General features: G+C 60.1%; 19 protein-coding genes and 1 other RNA gene. 7 read left to right on the forward strand and 13 right to left on the reverse strand.

Going from position 1 to position 20,155, the window contains the following annotated elements:
* Window positions 1-37 precede the first annotated feature (37 nt).
* The 5 genes from ruvB to ruvC are packed head-to-tail and all read right to left on the reverse strand — an operon-like array spanning window position 38 to window position 2,975.
* Complete coding sequence (gene ruvB / locus BTE54_RS07740) at window positions 38-1,078, reverse strand: Holliday junction branch migration DNA helicase RuvB (protein ID WP_065656483.1); 1,041 nt, start codon at window positions 1,076-1,078, stop codon at window positions 38-40.
* Window positions 1,075-1,482, reverse strand: a complete 408-nt coding sequence (locus BTE54_RS07745; protein WP_065656484.1) for a type II toxin-antitoxin system VapC family toxin — start codon at window positions 1,480-1,482, stop codon at window positions 1,075-1,077. Before BTE54_RS07745 ends, ruvB begins: the two co-directional genes overlap by 4 nt.
* Entirely contained in the window at window positions 1,479-1,757 is a 279-nt protein-coding gene (locus BTE54_RS07750; protein ID WP_078052026.1) for an AbrB/MazE/SpoVT family DNA-binding domain-containing protein, read from the reverse strand. Before BTE54_RS07750 ends, BTE54_RS07745 begins: the two co-directional genes overlap by 4 nt.
* A gap of 55 nt (window positions 1,758-1,812) precedes the next feature.
* On the reverse strand, window positions 1,813-2,430 hold the full coding sequence (ruvA, locus tag BTE54_RS07755; RefSeq protein WP_003523218.1) for a Holliday junction branch migration protein RuvA: 618 nt from the start codon (window positions 2,428-2,430) through the stop codon (window positions 1,813-1,815).
* Between the two features lie 32 nt (window positions 2,431-2,462).
* The gene (gene ruvC / locus BTE54_RS07760) at window positions 2,463-2,975 is read right to left on the reverse strand and encodes a crossover junction endodeoxyribonuclease RuvC (RefSeq protein ID WP_003523217.1); all 513 of its coding nucleotides are present in this window, start codon (window positions 2,973-2,975) and stop codon (window positions 2,463-2,465) included.
* 246 nt (window positions 2,976-3,221) lie between these two features.
* Here ruvC and BTE54_RS07765 point away from each other — a divergent pair, with 246 nt between their 5' ends.
* On the forward strand, window positions 3,222-5,531 hold the full coding sequence (locus BTE54_RS07765) for a methyl-accepting chemotaxis protein (RefSeq protein ID WP_078052027.1): 2,310 nt from the start codon (window positions 3,222-3,224) through the stop codon (window positions 5,529-5,531).
* Window positions 5,532-5,661: 130 nt separating this feature from the next.
* The gene (locus BTE54_RS07770) at window positions 5,662-6,663 is read left to right on the forward strand and encodes an LLM class flavin-dependent oxidoreductase (protein WP_078052028.1); all 1,002 of its coding nucleotides are present in this window, start codon (window positions 5,662-5,664) and stop codon (window positions 6,661-6,663) included.
* A 55-nt stretch (window positions 6,664-6,718) separates the two neighbouring features.
* Here BTE54_RS07770 and BTE54_RS07775 read toward each other — a convergent pair whose 3' ends face one another.
* A complete protein-coding gene (locus BTE54_RS07775) occupies window positions 6,719-7,465 on the reverse strand; it encodes a YebC/PmpR family DNA-binding transcriptional regulator (protein WP_003523214.1) in 747 nt (248 codons plus the stop codon).
* A gap of 194 nt (window positions 7,466-7,659) precedes the next feature.
* On the opposite strand from BTE54_RS07775, the gene BTE54_RS07780 reads away from it, so the two are divergent.
* Complete coding sequence (locus BTE54_RS07780) at window positions 7,660-8,163, forward strand: pyridoxamine 5'-phosphate oxidase family protein (protein WP_065656489.1); 504 nt, start codon at window positions 7,660-7,662, stop codon at window positions 8,161-8,163.
* A gap of 38 nt (window positions 8,164-8,201) precedes the next feature.
* On the opposite strand, the gene BTE54_RS07785 is transcribed toward BTE54_RS07780, so the two are convergent.
* The 7 genes from BTE54_RS07785 to BTE54_RS07820 form a co-directional block, all read right to left on the reverse strand.
* Window positions 8,202-9,044 carry an MBL fold metallo-hydrolase gene (locus BTE54_RS07785; protein WP_143240703.1) on the reverse strand — a complete coding sequence of 281 codons (843 nt, stop codon included), beginning with the start codon at window positions 9,042-9,044 and terminating at the stop codon, window positions 8,202-8,204.
* 114 nt (window positions 9,045-9,158) lie between these two features.
* Window positions 9,159-9,983, reverse strand: a complete 825-nt coding sequence (locus BTE54_RS07790; protein ID WP_078052029.1) for a TIGR00282 family metallophosphoesterase — start codon at window positions 9,981-9,983, stop codon at window positions 9,159-9,161.
* Between the two features lie 174 nt (window positions 9,984-10,157).
* Window positions 10,158-10,775, reverse strand: a complete 618-nt coding sequence (locus tag BTE54_RS07795) for a 5-formyltetrahydrofolate cyclo-ligase (protein WP_078052030.1) — start codon at window positions 10,773-10,775, stop codon at window positions 10,158-10,160.
* Window positions 10,775-12,037 carry a hemolysin family protein gene (locus BTE54_RS07800; protein ID WP_020812224.1) on the reverse strand — a complete coding sequence of 421 codons (1,263 nt, stop codon included), beginning with the start codon at window positions 12,035-12,037 and terminating at the stop codon, window positions 10,775-10,777. The genes BTE54_RS07795 and BTE54_RS07800 overlap by 1 nt, the downstream gene beginning before the upstream one ends.
* Window positions 12,038-12,267: 230 nt before the next feature.
* A non-coding RNA gene (gene ssrS, locus BTE54_RS07810) (6S RNA) lies at window positions 12,268-12,426 on the reverse strand.
* A gap of 79 nt (window positions 12,427-12,505) precedes the next feature.
* The gene (locus BTE54_RS07815; RefSeq protein WP_003523207.1) at window positions 12,506-12,883 is read right to left on the reverse strand and encodes a cell division protein ZapA; all 378 of its coding nucleotides are present in this window, start codon (window positions 12,881-12,883) and stop codon (window positions 12,506-12,508) included.
* 10 nt (window positions 12,884-12,893) lie between these two features.
* Window positions 12,894-13,166 (reverse strand): DUF4164 domain-containing protein, encoded by a 273-nt coding sequence (locus BTE54_RS07820; protein WP_035263131.1) that lies wholly within the window; start codon window positions 13,164-13,166, stop codon window positions 12,894-12,896.
* A 325-nt stretch (window positions 13,167-13,491) separates the two neighbouring features.
* Between BTE54_RS07820 and tkt the strand changes: the two genes are divergently transcribed.
* The 4 genes from tkt (at window position 13,492) to BTE54_RS07840 (ending at window position 20,012) form a co-directional block, all read left to right on the forward strand.
* The gene (tkt, locus tag BTE54_RS07825; protein WP_078052032.1) at window positions 13,492-15,474 is read left to right on the forward strand and encodes a transketolase; all 1,983 of its coding nucleotides are present in this window, start codon (window positions 13,492-13,494) and stop codon (window positions 15,472-15,474) included.
* A gap of 62 nt (window positions 15,475-15,536) precedes the next feature.
* Window positions 15,537-16,547: a type I glyceraldehyde-3-phosphate dehydrogenase gene (gene gap / locus BTE54_RS07830; protein ID WP_059755800.1), complete on the forward strand. Its 1,011-nt coding sequence runs from the start codon at window positions 15,537-15,539 to the stop codon at window positions 16,545-16,547.
* Between the two features lie 329 nt (window positions 16,548-16,876).
* Window positions 16,877-18,742 (forward strand): potassium/proton antiporter, encoded by a 1,866-nt coding sequence (locus BTE54_RS07835; RefSeq protein WP_078052219.1) that lies wholly within the window; start codon window positions 16,877-16,879, stop codon window positions 18,740-18,742.
* 67 nt (window positions 18,743-18,809) lie between these two features.
* A complete protein-coding gene (locus tag BTE54_RS07840; RefSeq protein ID WP_003523198.1) occupies window positions 18,810-20,012 on the forward strand; it encodes a phosphoglycerate kinase in 1,203 nt (400 codons plus the stop codon).
* The last annotated feature ends 143 nt before the right edge of the window (window positions 20,013-20,155 follow it).

Raw genomic sequence — 20,155 nt, forward strand, 5'->3', positions numbered from 1 at the left:
AAAGACGATCAAATGCCGGCACGCCGGGCTTGTTCCCTCAATCCTCCTCCAGGGTCAGCCGGAACTGCGCCGCCTCAAGATCCTTGGGTGGCTGCATGCCCAGATGTTTCCAGGCCGTGCCGGTCAGAATGCGACCGCGCGGCGTGCGCTGGATGAAGCCCTGCTGGATCATATAGGGTTCGATAATATCCTCGATCGCGTCGCGCGGCTCCGAAAGGCCGGCGGCGATGGTTTCGATGCCAACCGGGCCTCCGCCGAAATTGACCGCGATCATGGTGAGATACCGCATGTCGAGCTGGTCGAGACCCATTTTGTCGACCAGAAGCCGGGTCAAGGCCTCATCGGCGATCTCGCGGGTAACGGCTTCCGCCCGCGCCACCTCGGCGAAATCGCGCACGCGGCGCAGTAGCCGTCCGGCGATACGCGGCGTGCCGCGCGCACGCCTTGCCACCTCGCGTGCACCCTCATCGGTCATGTTCAGGCCCATCAGCCGCGCGCCGCGTCGGACGATCAATTCCAGTTCGTCGACGGTGTAAAAAGCCAATCGGACGGGAATGCCGAAACGGTCGCGCAGCGGCGTCGTCAAAAGCCCAAGACGGGTCGTCGCGGCGACAAGGGTAAATTTGGAAAGATCGATCTTCACCGAACGTGCCGCCGGTCCTTCGCCGATGATGAGGTCGAGCTGGAAATCCTCCATTGCCGGATAGAGAATTTCTTCCACCGCCGGGTTGAGACGGTGGATTTCGTCGATGAAGAGAACGTCGCGCTCCTCGAGATTGGTCAAAAGCGCGGCGAGATCGCCCGCCTTGGCGATGACGGGGCCGGAGGTGGATTTGAAGTTGACGCCAAGTTCCTTGGCCATGATCTGCGCCAGCGTCGTCTTGCCGAGACCGGGCGGGCCGACGAACAACACGTGATCCAGCGCTTCGCCACGGTTCTTGGCCGCCTCGATAAACACCTTGAGATTGGCGCGGGCCTCCGCCTGGCCGGTAAAATCGTCCAGCGACTGCGGGCGCAGGGTGGTGTCGATGTCCTCACCGCGCTTTTCGGGGGTGATAAGCCTTGCCGCATCACTCATGTCAGAAGTTCCATTCCGGGCAGCTTGCGAGCAGCTTTTTTGTCAAACGTATATGTCGCCACGCAGCCATTGACCCTGTTGCTTTCCGATACAATCGCGTCGGAAAAATCCGCATTTGTATTCCGGCATATGTCGATGGCATTGCCAATCGCCTCATAATCCGGAATTTCCAGTTCCCGCCGCTCAAGCATAAGCTGGAAAAACTCCAGAACGGCGCTTTTGGGATAACCGTAGAACTGGCCAAGTACCCACGCCGTCTCCAAAATCACAGCGAGACTTACAAGCAGGGTTTCTCCGTCCTCAAGCCGTGTAAGAAGACGCTTCACCGTTTCTTTTTGTTCGACATCGTCATCTACCACGATACGGAGCAGAATATTCGTGTCTATTCCGAAACGGCTGGTCATTCGTCTTCCGTCGTATCCGTAGAACGCTTGTACCGCGCAACAGCTCCCTCACCAATCGCATCATTCATCTGCTCGATGGTAAGCTTTTTGCCATTCGGGGGTTTACCGAGAATTCCGGCCAGATCGGCAAGAGATTTATTGCGAGGGACAACGATCATCTCCCCGTTACGAACCCAGGCGTAACATTTGTCGCCGGGCTTGATTTTCAATTGTTCGCGCACGTTCTTGGGAACTGTCATCTGCCCTTTGGAGGTGATTGTCACCTGAAAGCCCATGCCGCTGCCCTTTTCTTACTTTTTACCCATTGTAAGGAATTTAGCATCAAGCGCATCAACGCGAAAGCTCTTTCAGCCCGAGCCGGATCAGCTTGGCGCTGTCGCCGCCCTCCCCGCCGTTCTTCAGCGCCGCGGCAACCGCGTTGGCGGCCTGGTCGCGCGAGTAGCCGAGATTGGTGAGCGCGGAGACGGCATCCGCTACCGGCGCGGATGCGACGCCTTCGCCAAGCTCCTGCTTGAGGCCGATTGAGGCGGAAGCCTCTCCCGCAAAGGCCGGAGCCTTGTTGCGAAGCTCTGTCACAAGACGCACCGCCACCTTCGGCCCGACACCGGGCGCACGCGAGATCATCGTTTTGTCCTGTAGCGCAATGGCATTGGCCAGTTCGGAGGGTGACAGCGTGGAAAGAACGGCCAAGGCCACTTTCGAGCCAACACCCTGCACGCTCTGCAGAAGGTTGAACCATTCCCGCTCCAGCGCCGAGAGAAAACCGAAGAGCTTCAGCTGGTCCTCACGCACATAGGTTTCGATGAACAGCACCACCGCCTCCCCGACGGAGCCGATTTTCGACAGCGTGCGCGCCGAACAATAGGCGACGTAACAGACGCCGTGCACATCCACCAGCACATAGTCCGCGCCGATTTCCTCGATGCTGCCTTTCAGTTTTCCGATCATGGTGCCGCCCGCTGTGATGAGACTTTAAATATTCAACCGGCCGCCAGCAGTCGCCGCATCCTGTCACCGCCGCGATTATGGGCGTGGCAGATTGCGATGGCGAGCGCGTCCGCCGCATCGTTACCCTTGAATTCGGCCTTCGGCATCAGGATTTTCAGCATCATGTGAATTTGCTGCTTTTCGCCGTGCCCGACGCCGATGACGGCCTTCTTCACCGCGTTCGGCGCATATTCAAAGACCGGCAATCCTGCGCGCGCCGGAACCAGCATGGCGATGCCGCGCGCCTGGCCGAGTTTCAGCGTCGCAACCGCATCCTTGTTCACGAAAGTCTGTTCCACCGCCGCCTCGTCGGGCTGATGGCTGTGCACAATATCCGCCAGCCCGTCATGCAGCTGGCAGAGCCGCGAGGCCAGATCCATATCACCGTCCGACGTCACCGTGCCGGAGGCGACAAACCGGAGGCTGTTGCCGAGGGTGTCGATCACCCCCCAGCCGGTGCGCCTTAATCCGGGGTCAATGCCGATGATTCGAATCGTCTTTTGCATGAGGCACCTTATCTTTCCGGCTGCGACCCTGCCAGCGATAAGTGAACAAAACGACAACATTCATCAAATTTGCAGTGCAGCATTTACCTCTGCTTAAACCGCGTACCGCATTGTTCCCCCACAAAATCAAAAAAGGGGAGCTGCGGACATGAAGATCCGCAGCATAATATCTGAGCCATATCAGCCATCCGGTGGCGCCACATGCATGGCGCGGGAACTGATACGGCATTGGGGGCTGCATCGGCCATGCTGAACCGTTTTCATTCCATATCCACCAAAGTGCTGGCGATTTTCCTGGCGCTGATGGCGATCTCGACCGGGGCTCTGACGCTTCTCGGCTACCAGAGCAGCAGCGGCGTTCTGGAAGAACAGGCGTCGAAATCCATGGAGAGCATTCTCGTCTTTCGCGGCGACATGCTTCAGGAGCGTCTTGAGCAGCTGAAAACGCAGGCGGACTCCATCGCCAAGATCGAATCCCTGCAAATGGCTGTCGTTTCCATGCGCAGCGGCTGGGCGACCGTGCAGAAGAACTCCGGTGACGCGAAGGCGGAACTGCAGCGCGTCTTCGTCACGGAAAACCCCTTCGGCGAAAAGGAAAAGCTGATCAAGCCGGAAAGCCCGAGCGGCTTTTATTATTCCACCCATGAAAAAACCCAGACGGATATTGGCGGTTATCTGCAGGGAACGCCGTTCAGCGACGTTCTCTTCATCGATCCCGCAGGCACGGTCTATTACTCTTATCTGAAAGGATCGGCTTTCGGGGAAACCGTCACCGGCGGCGCCTGGGCGGAAAGCGGCCTGGGCGCGGCCTTCGCACGCGGCGCCGCAAATGCCGAAAAGGCCGCGAACGACGTGGCCCAGACCAGCTTCTCCGGCCTGCGCATCGATGCCGCCACGAAAGAGGCCGGCATTTATTTCGGCGTTCCCGTCGTCAAGTTCGGCGCTTTCAAGGGCATCGTCCTCTTCCGGGTCAAGGAAGAGGTCTTCAGCCAAATCCTCACAAAGGGTGTGACGGCCGGCAGTTCCGAACAGTCCGCGATCGTTTCCGCCGATGGCAAGGTTATCGGCGTGGAGGGCAACAGGCTGGTCGGCCTCGATCCGGCAATCTATGGCTTCCATGGACAAGCGCTGAATACGACGGGCATGACGATTGCCAAGATCGACCGTGCCGATGGCGAGGCCAATGCCTATGCCCGCCCCTTCTCCTTTGCCGGGGAAAAATATCTCGCGGTGGAAAGCATGCTGCGCAGCGAATTGAATGCGGGCTCGGTTTCGATTGCCGGCACGCTTGCCGTGATCGGCCTTTGCGTTCTGGCGGCCATGTGCGCGGCGACGGCCTTCTTTGCGCGACGCCTGTTCGCACCGCTGGAAAAGCTTGCAGGATTGACCGGCGAAGTGGCCGCAGGCCGTCTCGATGCGGAGATCGGCAATCAGGACCGGAAGGACGAGATCGGCCGCATGGCGCGGGCGCTTGGCAGTTTCCGCGAAAAGCTCATCCTGCAGCGGGAGATGCAAGAAACCGCATCGCGCACGCGTGAGGAAGCCGAAACGGCCCGCCGCGCGCATCTTGCGGAACGGGAGGCCGAGGCCGGCACCCTGCAGATGGTCGTGCATTCCCTGGATGAAGGTCTGGACCGGCTGGCGAACGGCAACCTCGCCTATCGTATCGAAACCGTCTTCCCCGACGATCTCGAAAGCCTGCGCCATAACTTCAACACGGCACTTTCCCGGCTCAGCGAAACCATGCAGGCCATCGGCGGCAACTCCGCCGCCGTTCGTGGCGGTTCCGAGGAGATGCGGGTGGGAGCTGATCAGCTCGCCGAACGTACCGAGCGACAGGCAGCTTCCATCACCGAAACGGCAAGCGCGATCAAGGCGATCACGGAGGCCGTCCGCGACCAGATCGAACGCGCCGAACAGGCAACGCGGATCGCCCGCGACGCCAGCGCGGAGGCCACGGCATCCAGCCGCATCATGGAGCAGACCATCGCCGCCATGGAGGCGATCCAGACCTCGTCACGCCAGATCAATCAGATCATCGGCGTCATCGATGAAATCGCCTTTCAGACCAATCTTCTCGCCCTCAATGCTGGCGTGGAGGCAGCCCGCGCGGGCGAAGCAGGCAAGGGCTTTGCGGTGGTGGCGCAGGAGGTGCGCGAACTGGCGCAGCGTTCGGCAGCGGCCGCAAAGGAGATCACCAGCCTGCTGAAGCGCTCTACCGACGAGGTTTCCGCCGGCGTGGCGCTGGTGGAAAAAGCAGGCACGTCGCTTTCCGGCATCGGCAAGCATGTGCAGACCATCAGCACGCGCATCGAGGAGATCATGGACTCCACCCGCGAGGAAGCGCACACGCTCTCGGAAATCAACAGCACCGTCGCCAGCCTCGACACCATGACCCAGCAGAATGCCGCCATGGTGGAAGAAACAACGGCCGCCATTCACAATCTCGCCTCCGAAGCGGGCGAAATGGACGGCAGGCTTGGACAATTCACGCTGGCTTCCGACCGGGATGCAGCAGGTCATCGCGACGCCCGACAAATTCGGCGGGCAGGCTGAAAAAGCAAAGGGGCCTCTTCGGAGGCCCCAATTTTTTTGAACCATCCTTCAATTCTGCGCGACTTCACTGGTAAATCGGGACACGCGTCTTACATCCGCAGCAAAGATTTAAATTTCGCAGGAGCGTCGGATGATCCCCTTTTCCATTCTCGACCTTTCGCCCATCGGCGAAGGCGAGAGCGTCAGCGAGGCGCTTGAAAATTCCCGCCGAATGGCGATCAAGGCCGAAGAAAACGGCTATAACCGTATCTGGCTGGCGGAGCACCACGGCATGCCGGGAATTGCCAGTGCTGCAACATCGCTCGTCATCGCCCATGTGGGCGCGGCCACGAAACATATCCGCGTCGGCTCCGGCGGCATCATGTTGCCCAACCACTCCCCACTCGTCATCGCCGAGCAGTTCGGCACGCTTGCGGCGCTGCTTCCCGGCCGTGTCGATCTCGGTCTTGGCCGTGCTCCCGGAACCGACATGCGCACGGCAAGGGCGCTGCGCCGCAATCTCGATGCCGGCGCGGAAAACTTCCCGCACGATATAGTCGAACTCCAGCGTTACCTTGGTCCGCCGCAGCAGGATCAGGCGATTCTTGCCGTGCCCGGCATGAATTCGAATGTGCCGATCTGGCTGCTCGGCTCCAGCACCTATAGCGCGCATCTCGCCGCAGCCCTCGGCCTGCCCTATTCCTTCGCCTCGCATTTCGCGCCCGATATGCTGATGGAAGCGATCCATATCTATCGCGAGCGCTTCCAGCCCTCAGAAGTACTGGACAAGCCCTATGTGATGGTGGGTGTGATGGGCGTCGGCGCCGATACGGACGAAGAGGCGCAGCATCTTTTCACCTCGTCGCAGCAGCAATTCGTCAACCTGCGCCGCAACGTGCGCACGCAGTTTCCGAAGCCGGTGCACAGCATGGACGATTACTGGAACGAGATGGAGCGTTTCTCCGTCGAACACACGCTGCGTTTCGCAGCCGTGGGCTCGCCTGAGACGATCCAGCGCCATCTCGACGGTTTCCTGGCGGAAACCCAGGCGGATGAGCTGATCGTTTCCATGCCGATCCATGACATCGAAAAGCGGCTGCGATCCGTGGAGATTTTTGCTGACGTGCGAACCTCCATAAAGAAGGCTGCCTAAACAAAAAAGCCCCGGAGCGGATCGCTGCCGGGGCTTTTTTTTGAAATATGAGATGTCAGGCGGAAAGCTTGGCGAGAATTTCTTCGGACACTTCGAAGTTGGAGTAGACGTTCTGCACGTCGTCATCGTCTTCGAGATTGTCGATGAGCTTCATCAGCGACTGCGCCTTTTCTTCATCCACCGGCACCGTGTTCTGCGGCTTCCAGATGGCCTTGACGCTTTCGGCTTCGCCCAGCACGCCTTCCAGCGCCTTGGAAACCTCGTTCATCGCTTCGAAACCGCAGATGATGGTGTGGCCGTCTTCGGAAGATTCAACGTCGTCGGCGCCGGCTTCGATGGCGGCTTCCATGACCTTGTCGGCATCGCCGACTTCAGCCTTGTAGGAGATTTCGCCAACCCGATCGAAGGAGAAGGAGACCGAACCGGTTTCGCCGAGAGCGCCGCCGGCCTTGGTGAAAATGGAGCGAACGTTGGAGGCGGTGCGGTTGCGGTTGTCCGTCAGGGCCTCGACGATGACGGCGACGCCGCCCGGGCCGTAACCTTCGTAACGGACTTCGTCATAGTTTTCGCCATCGGCGCCGGACGCCTTCTTGATCGCACGCTCGATGTTGTCCTTCGGCATGGACTGGGCCTTGGCGTTCTGGATTGCCAGACGCAGGCGCGGGTTCATGTTCGGGTCGGGCATGCCCGTCTTTGCCGCAACGGTGATTTCGCGCGCAAGCTTGGAAAACATTTTGGACCGCACGGAGTCCTGCTTGCCCTTGCGGTGCATGATGTTCTTGAACTGTGAATGACCAGCCATGGAAAACCTGATTGTCGTAATTTGGAGATTGCGGGCCTTATAAGTGCGATAGCCGCGCCATTCAACCCCGCAAGCGCTTTCTCTTGCCGCAACAACGGAAGGAACCGATTTATCCGCTCTTCGTTCTGATCATGAACGCGGCGGAACAGGATATTTTTCCTCCGTCGCAACATGAGACCCGAAGGAGAAAACATATGGTCAGCCTGACTGAAGCAAGAGAAGCACCGGCCCGCCAGCTCTGGGACGAGATCAATTCCGTCCATGCCGGCATGCTCGGTCTCGAAGGACTGCACAACCACATGCAGCCCATGGCGCCTCATGCTGACCCCAAGACCAACACCGTCTGGTTTTTCTCCAAAAAAGACACCGATCTGGTGAAATCGCTGAAATCCGGCTCCCGGGCGCATTTCTGCGTGGTGGGCAAGGACCATGACTACCACGCCTGCCTTTCAGGCATCCTCGAAGCACGCGACGACAAAACCAAGATCGACGAATATTGGAACTCGGTCACTGCCGCATGGTACGAACATGGCAAAAGCGACCCGCAACTGATCATGCTGGCGTTGCATGTCGACGATGCCGATATCTGGGCTTCGACGGACAGCACGCTGAAATTCGGCTGGGAAATCGCCAAGGCGAACATGTCGGATGACAAGACGCCTGACGTCGGCGTCCGCCAGCACCTCACCTTTGCCTGATAAACCACTCCCCCCGGCCTTCCCCGCCCGTCGCCATGCTACATGCCTTTTGGCACCAGTATCTGCGGCTGGCGGGGAAGGTTTCTCATCGAAACGCGGATCACCGGATCGGTCGCATAGGCAATGCGGAAACTCTCGCCGAACATCGTCAGAAACTGCTCCAGTGGCGGGCCGGTGCGGTGCATCGGCAGGATCAGCGCGGAGCGCAGGCGCTTGACCACCCGGCTCATGCTGTCTGCCCCCATGGTCAGCCCGCCATCCACCGGCACCATCAACACATCCAGACGGCCGATCTCGGCATAATGCGTATCCGTCAACTCATGATGCAGATGCCCGAGATGGCCGATGCACAGCCCGGCAACCTCGAAGATGAAGATGGAATTGCCGTTCTCCTGGAAGGACTCGTAATCGCCCCAGCGGTTGCGGATGTCGGTTGCGACATTGCGGATATAGACATCGCCCACCAGAACCTTGTGCTCGGCCTTTTCTCCCGGCGTATCGCTCCAGCCATGCAGCACATATTGAATGGCCGGGTCCGGACTGAGGGTAAAATGCGTCGAATGCGCCCGGTTCATCGTCACCACCGTCGGCGTGACGGGCGGACGATAGACGCCGTTATAATCGGTGGCGATGGTCACACCGCCGGGGCTTTCGATCAGATAGGTGGAATGGCCGATGAAGCTGATCTTCACCTCCTCCTTTGCCGTCGCCTGCGCCAGCTGAACACCCGGCGGATTGAATCTCGCGAACATAACGCCCGGAATGTTGCTGGCGATCGCCTGGCACTGGCTGACGGGAGGACGGCTCGCCGTCTGGGAGAAGGCCGCTCCCGAACAGGCGATCAGCCCCGTTATTGCAAGCATTAGCACGCGCAGCATCATGCCACTCCCCTGAACTTGCGAAGCTGAGAGGATGGGGCAGGTTTTGGCGAGCGTCCAGTTACAAGAGCAACGGAAGGCTCACCCTCTCGTCATTGTGAACGCTTCGGGGGAAGATTAAACCCAGAAGGTCGGCAGGGTTTCCGAAAGCCGCGGCCCGATGCGCAGCGGCGCAATCTTTTCCGCCAGTCCGGTTCGGTCGGAAATCTCCACGCCGACGCCGCAGATCGTCGCAGGTCCGCTGGCTGCCTCGAAACGGCCCTTCGGCATTTTGGAAATGAAGCGGTTGATCGGCTCTTCCTTCTCCATGCCAAGCGAGCTGTCATAATCGCCGCACATGCCGGCATCCGACATGTAGGCGGTTCCGCCGTTCAATATCTGCGCGTCGGCTGTCGGAACATGGGTGTGGGTACCGACTACGAAACTGGCGCGCCCATCGACAAAATGGCCGAAACACTGTTTTTCGCTGGTCGCTTCCGCGTGGAAATCGAAAATAATGGCGTCGGCCTGTTCCTTCAGCGGGCAGGCGGCAAGAATGTTTTCAGCCGACTTGAAGGGATCGTCCAGTTCCGGATGCATGAAGACCCGGCCCATGATGTTGGCAACCAGTATGCGCGCGCCGTTGCGGGCATAAAAAATGCCCGAGCCTTTGCCCGGCGTACCATCCGGATAATTGGCGGGCCGCAGGAACTGGTCGTGGCGCTCACAGAAGGAAACCGCTTCCTTCTGGTCCCAGACGTGGTTGCCGGTCGTCACCACATCGGCGCCGGCATTGATGGTCTCGAGATAGATATCTTCGGTGATCCCAAAACCGCCGGCAGCGTTTTCACCGTTGACGATGACGAAATCCAGCTTCAGGTCGGAAATCAGCCCCGGCAACCGCTCCCAGACAGCCGTGCGTCCGGTCTTGCCAACCATATCTCCGAGAAAAAGAAGCCTCATTCACCCGCCCCGATCTTGCGCATGTTTCTATATTTCGTCCCCTCTAGTGCATTTCCAGGAAAAGTGGAACCCGGTTTTCCGTCCGGAAATACGACGAAACAAAGAGTTAGAGGGTCTTCGCCATTCAAGGAAAAGTGGAGACCCTCTAACCGGAAATCCATCTTTTAAAAAGTGCTAAAGCGCCTTTTGCCCACTGTCAGAGATCGACAGTGGGACGGAAAACCAGCGCAGGCCGCTTTCCGTCAGAATGGCGTGAAGCGAGACATCATGCGGCTCCGCCGGCACGGACGGCACTTCCTGACAATCGAAGGCGACGCCGACGAGCACGGGCTGACGACCCCTGGCGTGCAATCGCGCAATGGCGCGGTCATAATGGCCTGCGCCATAACCGACCCGCTGACCTTTGCCATCGAAGACGGAGAGAGGCACGAGCAGAATATCCGGATCGAGAACCTCCTCATCCTCACCCGGGCCGGTCGTGCCAAAGCCGGTCTTCACCAGCGGCGTATCCGTTTCAAAGGCGCGGAAGACAATGGTTTCACGATCCAGCACAACGGGCAGGACAAGACGCCCGCCCCTTGTCCGCAACGCTTCCATCAGCGGCCGGGTATCGGCCTCGGAGCGGATCGGCATGAAGCCGGAAATTACGGTGCCCGGTGCAAAGGGGATATCGGAGGCGCCATGGGCCGTTATGGACTGGCTCTTCTCCTGGCGCTCCGCCAGCGTCAGCGCATCGCGCGCGGCGAGCCTTTCGCCGCGCAGCCTTGCTTTTTCGGCAACGTCACCGGGCATCAGGCGGCCCGGCTCACGAGAACCTTGTCGATGCGGTGGCCATCGAGATCGATGACCTCGAAACGCCAGCCATTGCGGGTGACATGTTCGCCCAGTTCCGGCAGGCGGCGGAACTCGTCCAGAACCAGACCGGCAACGGTCTCGAACTCGGCATCCTCGTCAATCTGGAAACCCATGCGATAAGCGAACTCATCGGCGGGCATCCAGCCGGCGACGAGGAACGAACCGTCCTCGCGCTCGACCATGGCCGGCTCCTCATCGTCATCTTCCTGGAACGCGCCGGTGATGGCTTCCAGCACGTCGCCGGAGCTGATGATGCCTTCGAAATGGCCATATTCGTCGTAGACCAGCACCATATGCACTGTGGAACGGCGCAGCGACTGGATGACGTCCACCGCACTCGTCAGATCCGATACGACCGGCACTTCCCGCAGAAGCTCACGAATGTTGAGTTCCTTGCCGGAAGCGAGCGCATCGAATGCGTCCTTGGCGAAAAGCACGCCGAGAATTTCATCCGAGGCGCCGTTGCGCACCGGCAGGCGTGAACGCTGCGTCTGGCGAAGCTGCTCGCGGATTTCCTCCGCGCTGTCTTCGATATCGACCACTTCCACATCGCGTCGCGGCGTCATCAGGCCCCGCGCATTGCGGTCGGCAAGGCGCATGACGCTGGTGATCATCGCCGATTCCTCGGTCTCGATCACACCGGCGCTGTGAGCTTCGGCCAGAACCGTGCGGATTTCATCGTCGGTGACCGAAGCGTTGGATTCACCGCTATGGCCGAGAAGCGCCAGAACGGCCTTGCCCGACCGGTCGAGCAGCCACACCAGCGGCGCGCCGACCTTGGACAGCAGCATCATGGTGGGGGCGACGCGGGCGGCGACCTTTTCGGGATCGCGCAGCGCAATCTGCTTGGGCACCAGTTCGCCGACGATCAGCGACAGATAGGTGATGGCGACGACCACCGAGCCGACGCCGAGCGCATCGGCGGCACGGTCGGGAACGCCCTGCTCCAAAAGCCACGCCGTAAAGCGCGCACCGAGCGTGGCGCCGGAAAAAGCGCCGGAAAGGACGCCGACCAGCGTGATGCCGATCTGCACCGTGGAAAGAAAGCGTCCGGGATTTTCGGAAAGGCTGAGCGCCATTGTGGCGCCCTTGCTGCCTTGCGTGGCAAGCACTTTGAGCCTCGCCGGTCTGGAGGAGACAACGGCAAGCTCGGACATGGCAAGCACACCGTTCAATACGGTGAGCAGGACCACGATCATAATTTCAGTAAACAAGTTTAGCTCTTTGGGCTGTTGAACGGCACGTCGCGGTTTTGACCGCAGCGCCCTTTTTTAAAGGGCATGACAGACATACCAATCCGGATAATAGGGAATTGTTCCGCCATTGCAATGACGGCAATGTAAAAAAGCCGCGTCCGGCAGTTATGAAAAATGACTGTCGAATATATCAAGGATACAGGGAAGCCCCGGAGGTTGATCCGAAACTTCAAGCGCGATCCACGGCGACCGATGGAGATTTACGATCCTGGGTGCCTACAAAAGTAGGTGGGCACCGTGTGTCCAGCCCCACGGGACTGGCCAGGGACAGCTCCCTTTGGATCGAGTATGGCCCCAGGGATTGTGGTTCCTGTCGGGAAGCGCAGAACGCATAGAAGATATAGGACGGATCGGAGAAAACCGCCAGAGGGCAGCGCGCGAAATTTTGCCGCCTCAGAGCCCTTCAGGCCATCAATGCGCGGCGGGCTTCGGCCGCGCCAGCAGTTTTTCGGTAATCCCGTTCAGGCGGTCGGCCAGATCGCCGATGGCGAGCGCCACCATCTCGTCTGATTTCGCCCGGTGCTCGGCCATGCCGTCGCGGTTGCGGGAAAGGGAGGCGACCTCTCCTTCCAGCTTCTCGATCTTGCGATTGAGTTCGGAAAGCTCGTCCATCACCATGATGCCCGCCATAACGGTCAGGCGAAGATCGCCGATTTCGCCGAACTGGCTCTTGAGGTGCCCGACATACCGGTCGAACCTCGTTGCGAGATCGGTCAGATGGTCTTCCTGCCCCGCCTCGCACGCCATGCGGTAGGCCTTGCCGTCGATCATAACTGTGACTTGCGCCATGAGCCCGCTCCTATCGATCCAGCACCGCGCGGATCGTCTCCATCGCCGTCACCAGCCGGCGGGAAACCTCGCGATTGACTTCTTCAAGACGATTGGCGCGAAACTCGGCCTGATCCAGCTCATGCGCGAGCCTTGCGCGGTCGACATGGACCCGCTTGACCTCGTTATCGATCTCGCCCGTCTCCCTTTGCCGCTCGATACGCATATCGATGGCATTTTCGAGATTTGTGATGGCAGCATTCAGCTCCGTCAGCGCAGATTGTACGGTCTTGTCAGCCGACATCGTTTTTTCCAACTCGCACGCCACCGGCCGAATCGTCCGGTTTCAGGCCTTTTCAACAATCACGAGGTTATTACCCGATTTACCATCCCGTCAATCAAACCAGTGCATTGAGACGTTTTGCTCTGTGGATGAACGAAGAGATGTCGGCGCATATCGCACGAATTTTGTCAGGATGCCCGATTTTCTAAACGATTTTTTCTCCCTCAGCGAACCGCAAACGCCCGTGGATTTATTGACTTGCCGGCCTCACCTGCTATGGATCAACCCGCTTTTTGGATAGTTGCGTAAAACTATCTCCTTTCACCCGGAAACAGACGGAAAAGCCATGATTTCTCGCGACAAACACAACCGGATGGCAAATGCGATCCGATTTCTTGCCATGGATGCAGTGGAGAAGGCCAATTCCGGCCATCCCGGTCTGCCGATGGGCGCCGCTGATGTCGCCACCGTTCTCTTCACCCGTTACCTGAAATTCGATCCCAAGGCGCCGCTCTGGGCGGATCGCGACCGCTTCGTGCTGTCGGCAGGTCATGGCTCGATGCTTCTTTACTCGCTGCTCTATTTGACGGGCTACGAGGACATGACGATCGACGAGATCAAGCGCTTCCGTCAGTTCGGTTCCAAGACCGCCGGCCACCCCGAATATGGCCACGCGACCGGCATCGAAACCACAACCGGCCCGCTCGGCCAGGGCATCGCCAACGCCGTCGGCATGGCGATTGCCGAGCGCAAGCTTGAAGAGGAATTCGGCTCCGACCTGCAGAGCCACTTCACCTATGTCCTGTGCGGTGACGGCTGCCTCATGGAAGGCATCAGCCACGAAGCTATCGCGCTTGCCGGCCACCTGAAGCTCAACAAGCTCGTTCTGTTCTGGGATGACAACAACATCACCATCGACGGCGAAGTCGGCCTCTCCGACAGCACCGACCAGATCGCCCGCTTCCAGGCCGTTCACTGGAACACCATCCGCGTCGACGGCCACGATCCGGACGCGATTGCCGCCGCCATCGAAGCCGCGCAGAAATCCGACCGCCCGACCTTCATCGCCTGCAAGACCGTCATCGGCTTCGGCGCCCCCAACAAGCAGGGCACCCACAAGGTTCACGGCAACCCGCTCGGCGCCGAAGAAATCGCCGCCACCCGCAAGCACCTGAACTGGGAAGCCGAAGCCTTCGTCGTTCCGGAAGATGTGCTCGATGCATGGCGTCTCGCCGGCCTGCGCTCCACCAAGACCCGCCAGGACTGGGAAGCCCGCCTTGAAGCCGCTGAAGCCGGCAAGAAGGCCGAATTCAAGCGCCGCTTCGCCGGCGACCTGCCCGGCAATTTCGACAGCGCCATCGATGCCTTCAAGAAGAAGATCATCGAGAACAACCCCACGGTCGCCACCCGCAAGGCTTCGGAAGATTCGCTCGAAGTCATCAACGGCGTCCTGCCGGAAATGATCGGCGGCTCTGCCGACCTGACGCCGTCCAACAACACCAAGACCAGCCAGATGAAGTCCATCACGCCGACGGACTTCTCCGGCCGTTACCTGCATTACGGCATCCGCGAACACGGCATGGCAGCAGCCATGAACGGCATCGCTCTGCATGGCGGTCTCATTCCTTATGCCGGTGGCTTCCTGATCTTCTCGGACTACTGCCGTCCATCGATCCGTCTGGCTGCCCTCATGGGCATCCGCGTCGTCCACGTTCTGACGCATGATTCCATCGGCGTCGGCGAAGACGGCCCGACCCACCAGCCGGTGGAGCAGATCGCAGCCCTGCGCGCCATTCCGAACCTGCTCGTCTTCCGCCCGGCGGATGAAACCGAGACGGCAGAATGCTGGCAGCTCGCGCTGGAACAGAAGCATCGTCCTTCCGCACTGGCGCTTACCCGCCAGAACCTTGCGCCCTCACGCAAGGAATATGAAGAGAAGAACCTCTCCGCTTACGGTGCCTACGAACTCGTCTCCGCCAGCGACGCCAAGGTTTCGATCTTCGCCTCCGGTTCGGAAGTCGAAGTGGCGCTGAAGGCCGCCGCAACGCTGAAGGACAAGGGCGTTTCCGCCCGCGTCGTTTCCGTTCCCTGCTTCGAGCTCTTCAAGGAACAGCCGGAAACCTATCGCAACGCCATCATCGGCAAGGCTCCGGTGAAGATCGCGGTCGAAGCCGCCATCCGCCAGGGCTGGGATTATTTCATCGGCTCCGACGGCGCATTCGTCGGCATGCACTCCTTTGGAGCGTCCGCACCGGCGAAGGATCTCTTCAAGCACTTCGGCATCACGGCGGAAGCCGTTGTCGCCGCAGTCGAGGCAAAACTTGCGTGAGGGCTTCCCAAGCCCTCACCACTCAGCAAAGACCACGCCCATTCTTGTTCGGGAGACTGTAAATGACTGTAAAAGTTGCCATTAACGGCTTCGGCCGCATCGGCCGCAACGTCCTGCGCGCCATCGTCGAATCCGGCCGCACCGACATCGAAGTCGTTGCCATCAACGACCTCGGCCCGGTTGAGACCAACGCCCACCTGCTGCGTTACGATTCGATCCACGGCAAGTTCCCGGCCGATGTGAAGGTAGAAGGCGACACGATCATCGTTGGCGGCGGCAAGCCGATCAAGGTGACGGCCGTTCGCGATCCGGCAACGCTGCCGCACAAGGAACTCGGCGTCGACATCGCGCTGGAATGCACGGGCATCTTCACCGCTCGCGACAAGGCTGCCGCTCACCTGACGGCCGGCGCAAAGCGCGTCATCGTTTCGGCTCCGGCTGACGGCGCAGACCTCACCGTCGTCTTCGGCGTCAACGACGACCAGCTGACGAAGGACCATCTGGTCATTTCCAACGCGTCCTGCACCACCAACTGCCTCGTGCCGGTCGTGAAGGTTCTCGATGACGTCGTTGGCATCGACCATGGCTTCATGACGACGATCCACTCCTACACCGGCGACCAGCCGACGCTGGACACCATGCACAAGGACCTTTACCGCGCCCGCGCCGCAGCCCTGTCCATGATCCCGACCTCGACGGGCGCTGCCAAGGCCGTTGGCCTCGTTCTGCCGCACCTCAAGGGCAAGCTGGACGGCACGTCGATCCGCGTTCCGACCCCGAACGTTTCGGTCGTGGACTTCAAGTTCATTGCCAAGCGCGCCACCACGGTTGAGGAAATCAACGAAGCGATCAAGTCTGCCGCCAACGGCAAGCTGAAGGGCATCCTCGGCTACACGGACGAGCCGCTGGTTTCCCGCGATTTCAACCACGACAGCCATTCGTCGATCTTCGCCAACGACCAGACCAAGGTCATGGAAGGCAATTTCGTGCGCGTCCTGTCCTGGTACGACAACGAGTGGGGCTTCTCCAACCGCATGTCGGACACGGCCGTCGCCTTCGCGAAGACCATCTAACGAAGACGCATTAATGGATGCAGGTCCGGCGGGAGCAATCTCGCCGGATTTTTTATTTCGATTTTCCTATGAGGTGCCTCCAAGTTTTCAATTTCCTGCCTTTGTCTGGTCGATTTTGAAACGGACAAGAGATGCAGGGATAACGGTCGTGCGCAATGCACTTCGGCCCTGCCGTATCATTCGATACACCCCGCCTTGCGTCGTCTTTCAACGCCACCCGAAACAGCGCTGACAGACCGCAACCCGTGGCGCATTGACTGCAGACGCGCAGAGCATTCATTGCGCCACGGGTTGCGGTCTATCAACGCGGTTTGAATGAGGCGGTGGACGTGGAATCATTTTATCTTCTGTTGCTGGTCGCAACCGTTCTCGTTCTCGTCGCCGCCTTTTCGAGCCTTATCGCCTTCCGCTTCGGCGCACCGCTGCTGCTGCTTTTCCTGATGATCGGCCTTGTGGCCGGTGTGGACGGCCTCGGCATCGAATTCACCAACAATCCGCTGGCCTATATGCTCGGCTCGCTGGTGCTTGCCGTCATCCTGTTCGATTCCGGGTTCGGCACATCCATCCAGTCCTTCCGGCTTTCGGCGGCACCCGCCGTCGCTCTCGCCACAGTCGGCGTCATCCTCACATCCGTCTTTTTTGCCGGCGCGGCGGCCCTGCTGCTCGGGCTTTCATGGCCTGAGGGCCTGCTGCTTGGCGCCATCGTCGCCTCCACGGACGCGGCGGCCGTGTTCTTCCTGCTGCGCATCGGCGGCATCCATATCCGCGATCAGGTGCGCTCGACGCTGGAAGTCGAATCCGGCACCAACGATCCGATGGCGATCTTCCTCACCATCGCCCTGGTCGAAATCATCGCCAAGGGCCAGGGGCTGGCCAGCATCGATAGCGGCTTTCTGCTGCTTTTCATCGAGCAGATGGGCCTTGGCGTGATTTTCGGCCTGCTCGGCGGCGTCATGATCGCCACCGTCGTCAACCGTTTCGCCGCCGACCGGGGGCTTGCGCCCATCTTCGTGCTGGCGCTGGCGCTGCTCGTCTTTTCCTTCACCGGCACAATTGGCGGCAGCGGTTTTCTGGCGGTCTATGTGGCAGGCATTGTTGCCGGCAACCGCCGGATTTTCGCCAAGGAAACCATTCGCCGTTTCCATGAGGGGCTGACCTGGCTTGCCCAGATCATCATGTTCCTGATGCTCGGCCTGCTCGCCACCCCGTCGCAGTTTCCGGCAATCGCCATTCCGGCCGTGCTGCTCGCGCTGTTCCTGATCTTCGTCGCCCGCCCGCTTGCGGTGTGGCTGAGCCTCATGCCCTTCAACTATACCCAGCAGGAAACATCTTTCGTCGCCTGGGTGGGCCTGCGCGGCGCGGTTTCCATCCTGCTCGCCATCATGCCCATTCTCGGCGGGCTTGACGATGCGCAGATCTATTTCAACGCCGCCTTCATCATCGTGCTGGTGTCGCTGCTGGTACAGGGCTGGACCATCAAGCCGGTGGCGACAAGGCTCGGGCTGATCGTGCCGCCACGCATGGGTGAGGTGGACAAGCTGGAGGTGGACCTTCCAGGCACCGCCAATCATGAGCTGATTTCCTACCGGGTCGCCAAAGGCAGCGCCATCATGCAGGGCGAGCGCATTCCGCGCTGGGCCATGCCTTCGCTGGTGGTGCGCGACGGCAAATCGATCCGCTACCAATATGCCGGGCGGCTGCGCGAGAACGATCTCGTCTACCTCTTCATCGCACCCGGCTATTCCCGCCTGATCGACCGGCTGTTTGCGAGCGCCCTGCCGGTTGCCGATGACGACGCCGATTTCTTCGGCACCTTCGCGATCTCGTCGGCCCGTCCGGCGAAGGAACTAGACGCAGCCTATGGCCCCGGCCTGCTTTCGCCCGCCGAACAGGCGATGAGCGTCGCGGAACTCATCGAAGCGCGCCTTGCCGGAAAGGCAGATTATGCCGACCGCGTGCGCCTCGGCTCCATCGTGCTGATCGTTCGCACACTGGACGAACACGAGGCGATAACCGGTGTGGGCATCTCCCTAGAACCGGTGGAACCGGCGACCAGCCTGCCGATCTTCATCAGCTTTTCGGAAATCCTCAACCGTGTCCGCAACCATCTGGCAGAGAAGCGCCAGCCACGCTCCGCCAGCGTTGAAGAAAGCGCCCCCGCCGCTGCGAATACAGTAAGAGAAAATGAGGCCTGACCGGCTTGCGTCGTCAATCAGGCATAGTATGGTCCGTGCCGAACTCGCAACAAATCAGGATCGACCTATGCCCGCTTTCAAGACCCTCGACGACCTCAACGACATTGCCGGAAAGCGCGTTCTCGTCCGCGTTGATCTCAACGTGCCGGTCGCAGATGGCAAGGTGACGGACGCAACCCGTATCGAACGCGTTGCGCCGACCATTCTGGAACTGTCCTCCAAGGGCGCAAAAGTCATTCTGCTTGCCCATTTCGGCCGTCCGAAGGGCGAACCGGTGGCCGACATGTCGCTTTCCCAGATCGTACCCGCCGTCGAGGAAGTATTGGATCACGCCGTTTCCTTCGCGACCGACTGCATCGGCGCACCGGCGGCGGACGCCGTCGCTAAACTGAACGATGGCGATATCCTGCTTCTGGAAAATACCCGTTTCCACAAGGGCGAAGAAAAGAACGACCCGGCCTTCGTCGAAGCTCTGGCAGCCAATGGCGATATCTATGTGAACGACGCCTTCTCCGCCGCCCACCGCGCCCATGCCTCCACCGAGGGCCTGGCGCGCCACCTGCCCGCCTATGCCGGCCGCACCATGCAGGCCGAGCTTGAGGCTCTGGAAAAGGGCCTCGGCCAGCCAGTCCGTCCGGTCGTCGCCATCGTCGGTGGCGCCAAGGTTTCGAGCAAGATCGATCTGCTGATGAACCTCGTCAAGAAGGTCGACGCCCTCGTCATCGGCGGCGGCATGGCCAACACCTTCCTCGCCGCCCGCGGTGCGCAGGTCGGCAAATCGCTTTGCGAGCATGATCTCGCCGAGACCGCAAAGCAGATCATGATCGAGGCTGCGACATCCGGCTGCGCCATCGTGCTGCCGGAGGACGGCGTCGTCGCTCGCGAATTCAAGGCCGGTGCGGCCAATGAAATCGTCGACATCAACGCCATTCCCGCTGATGCCATGGTTCTCGATGTCGGCCCAAAATCGGTTGAAAGCATCAAGGCCTGGATTTCCCGCGCCGAAACGCTGGTCTGGAACGGTCCGCTCGGCGCCTTCGAAATCGAGCCCTTCGACGCGGCGACCGTTGCCGCTGCAAAACACGCGGCGGAATGCACCAAGGCCGGCAAGCTCGTCTCCGTCGCCGGCGGCGGCGACACCGTTGCCGCGCTCAACCATGCCGGCGTTTCTGAGGATTTCTCCTATGTTTCGACGGCCGGCGGCGCCTTCCTCGAATGGATGGAAGGCAAGGAATTGCCGGGCGTTGCCATCCTGACCGCCGCCAAGTAAACTCACCCTACTTGCCTGACACGAGGCCGGACAAGCCATGCTTGTCCGGCCTTGCTTTTTGGTAAGCGGCACCGGGAGGAAAAGTTTCAAACGATTGAAATCATTTCAATCGTTTCAATGAGTTAGCGTGCCATTTCCCTGCC

Source organism: Agrobacterium sp. YIC 4121 (assembly GCF_002008205.1).
In the GTDB taxonomy this organism is placed as follows: Bacteria; Pseudomonadota; Alphaproteobacteria; order Rhizobiales; family Rhizobiaceae; genus Agrobacterium; species Agrobacterium leguminum.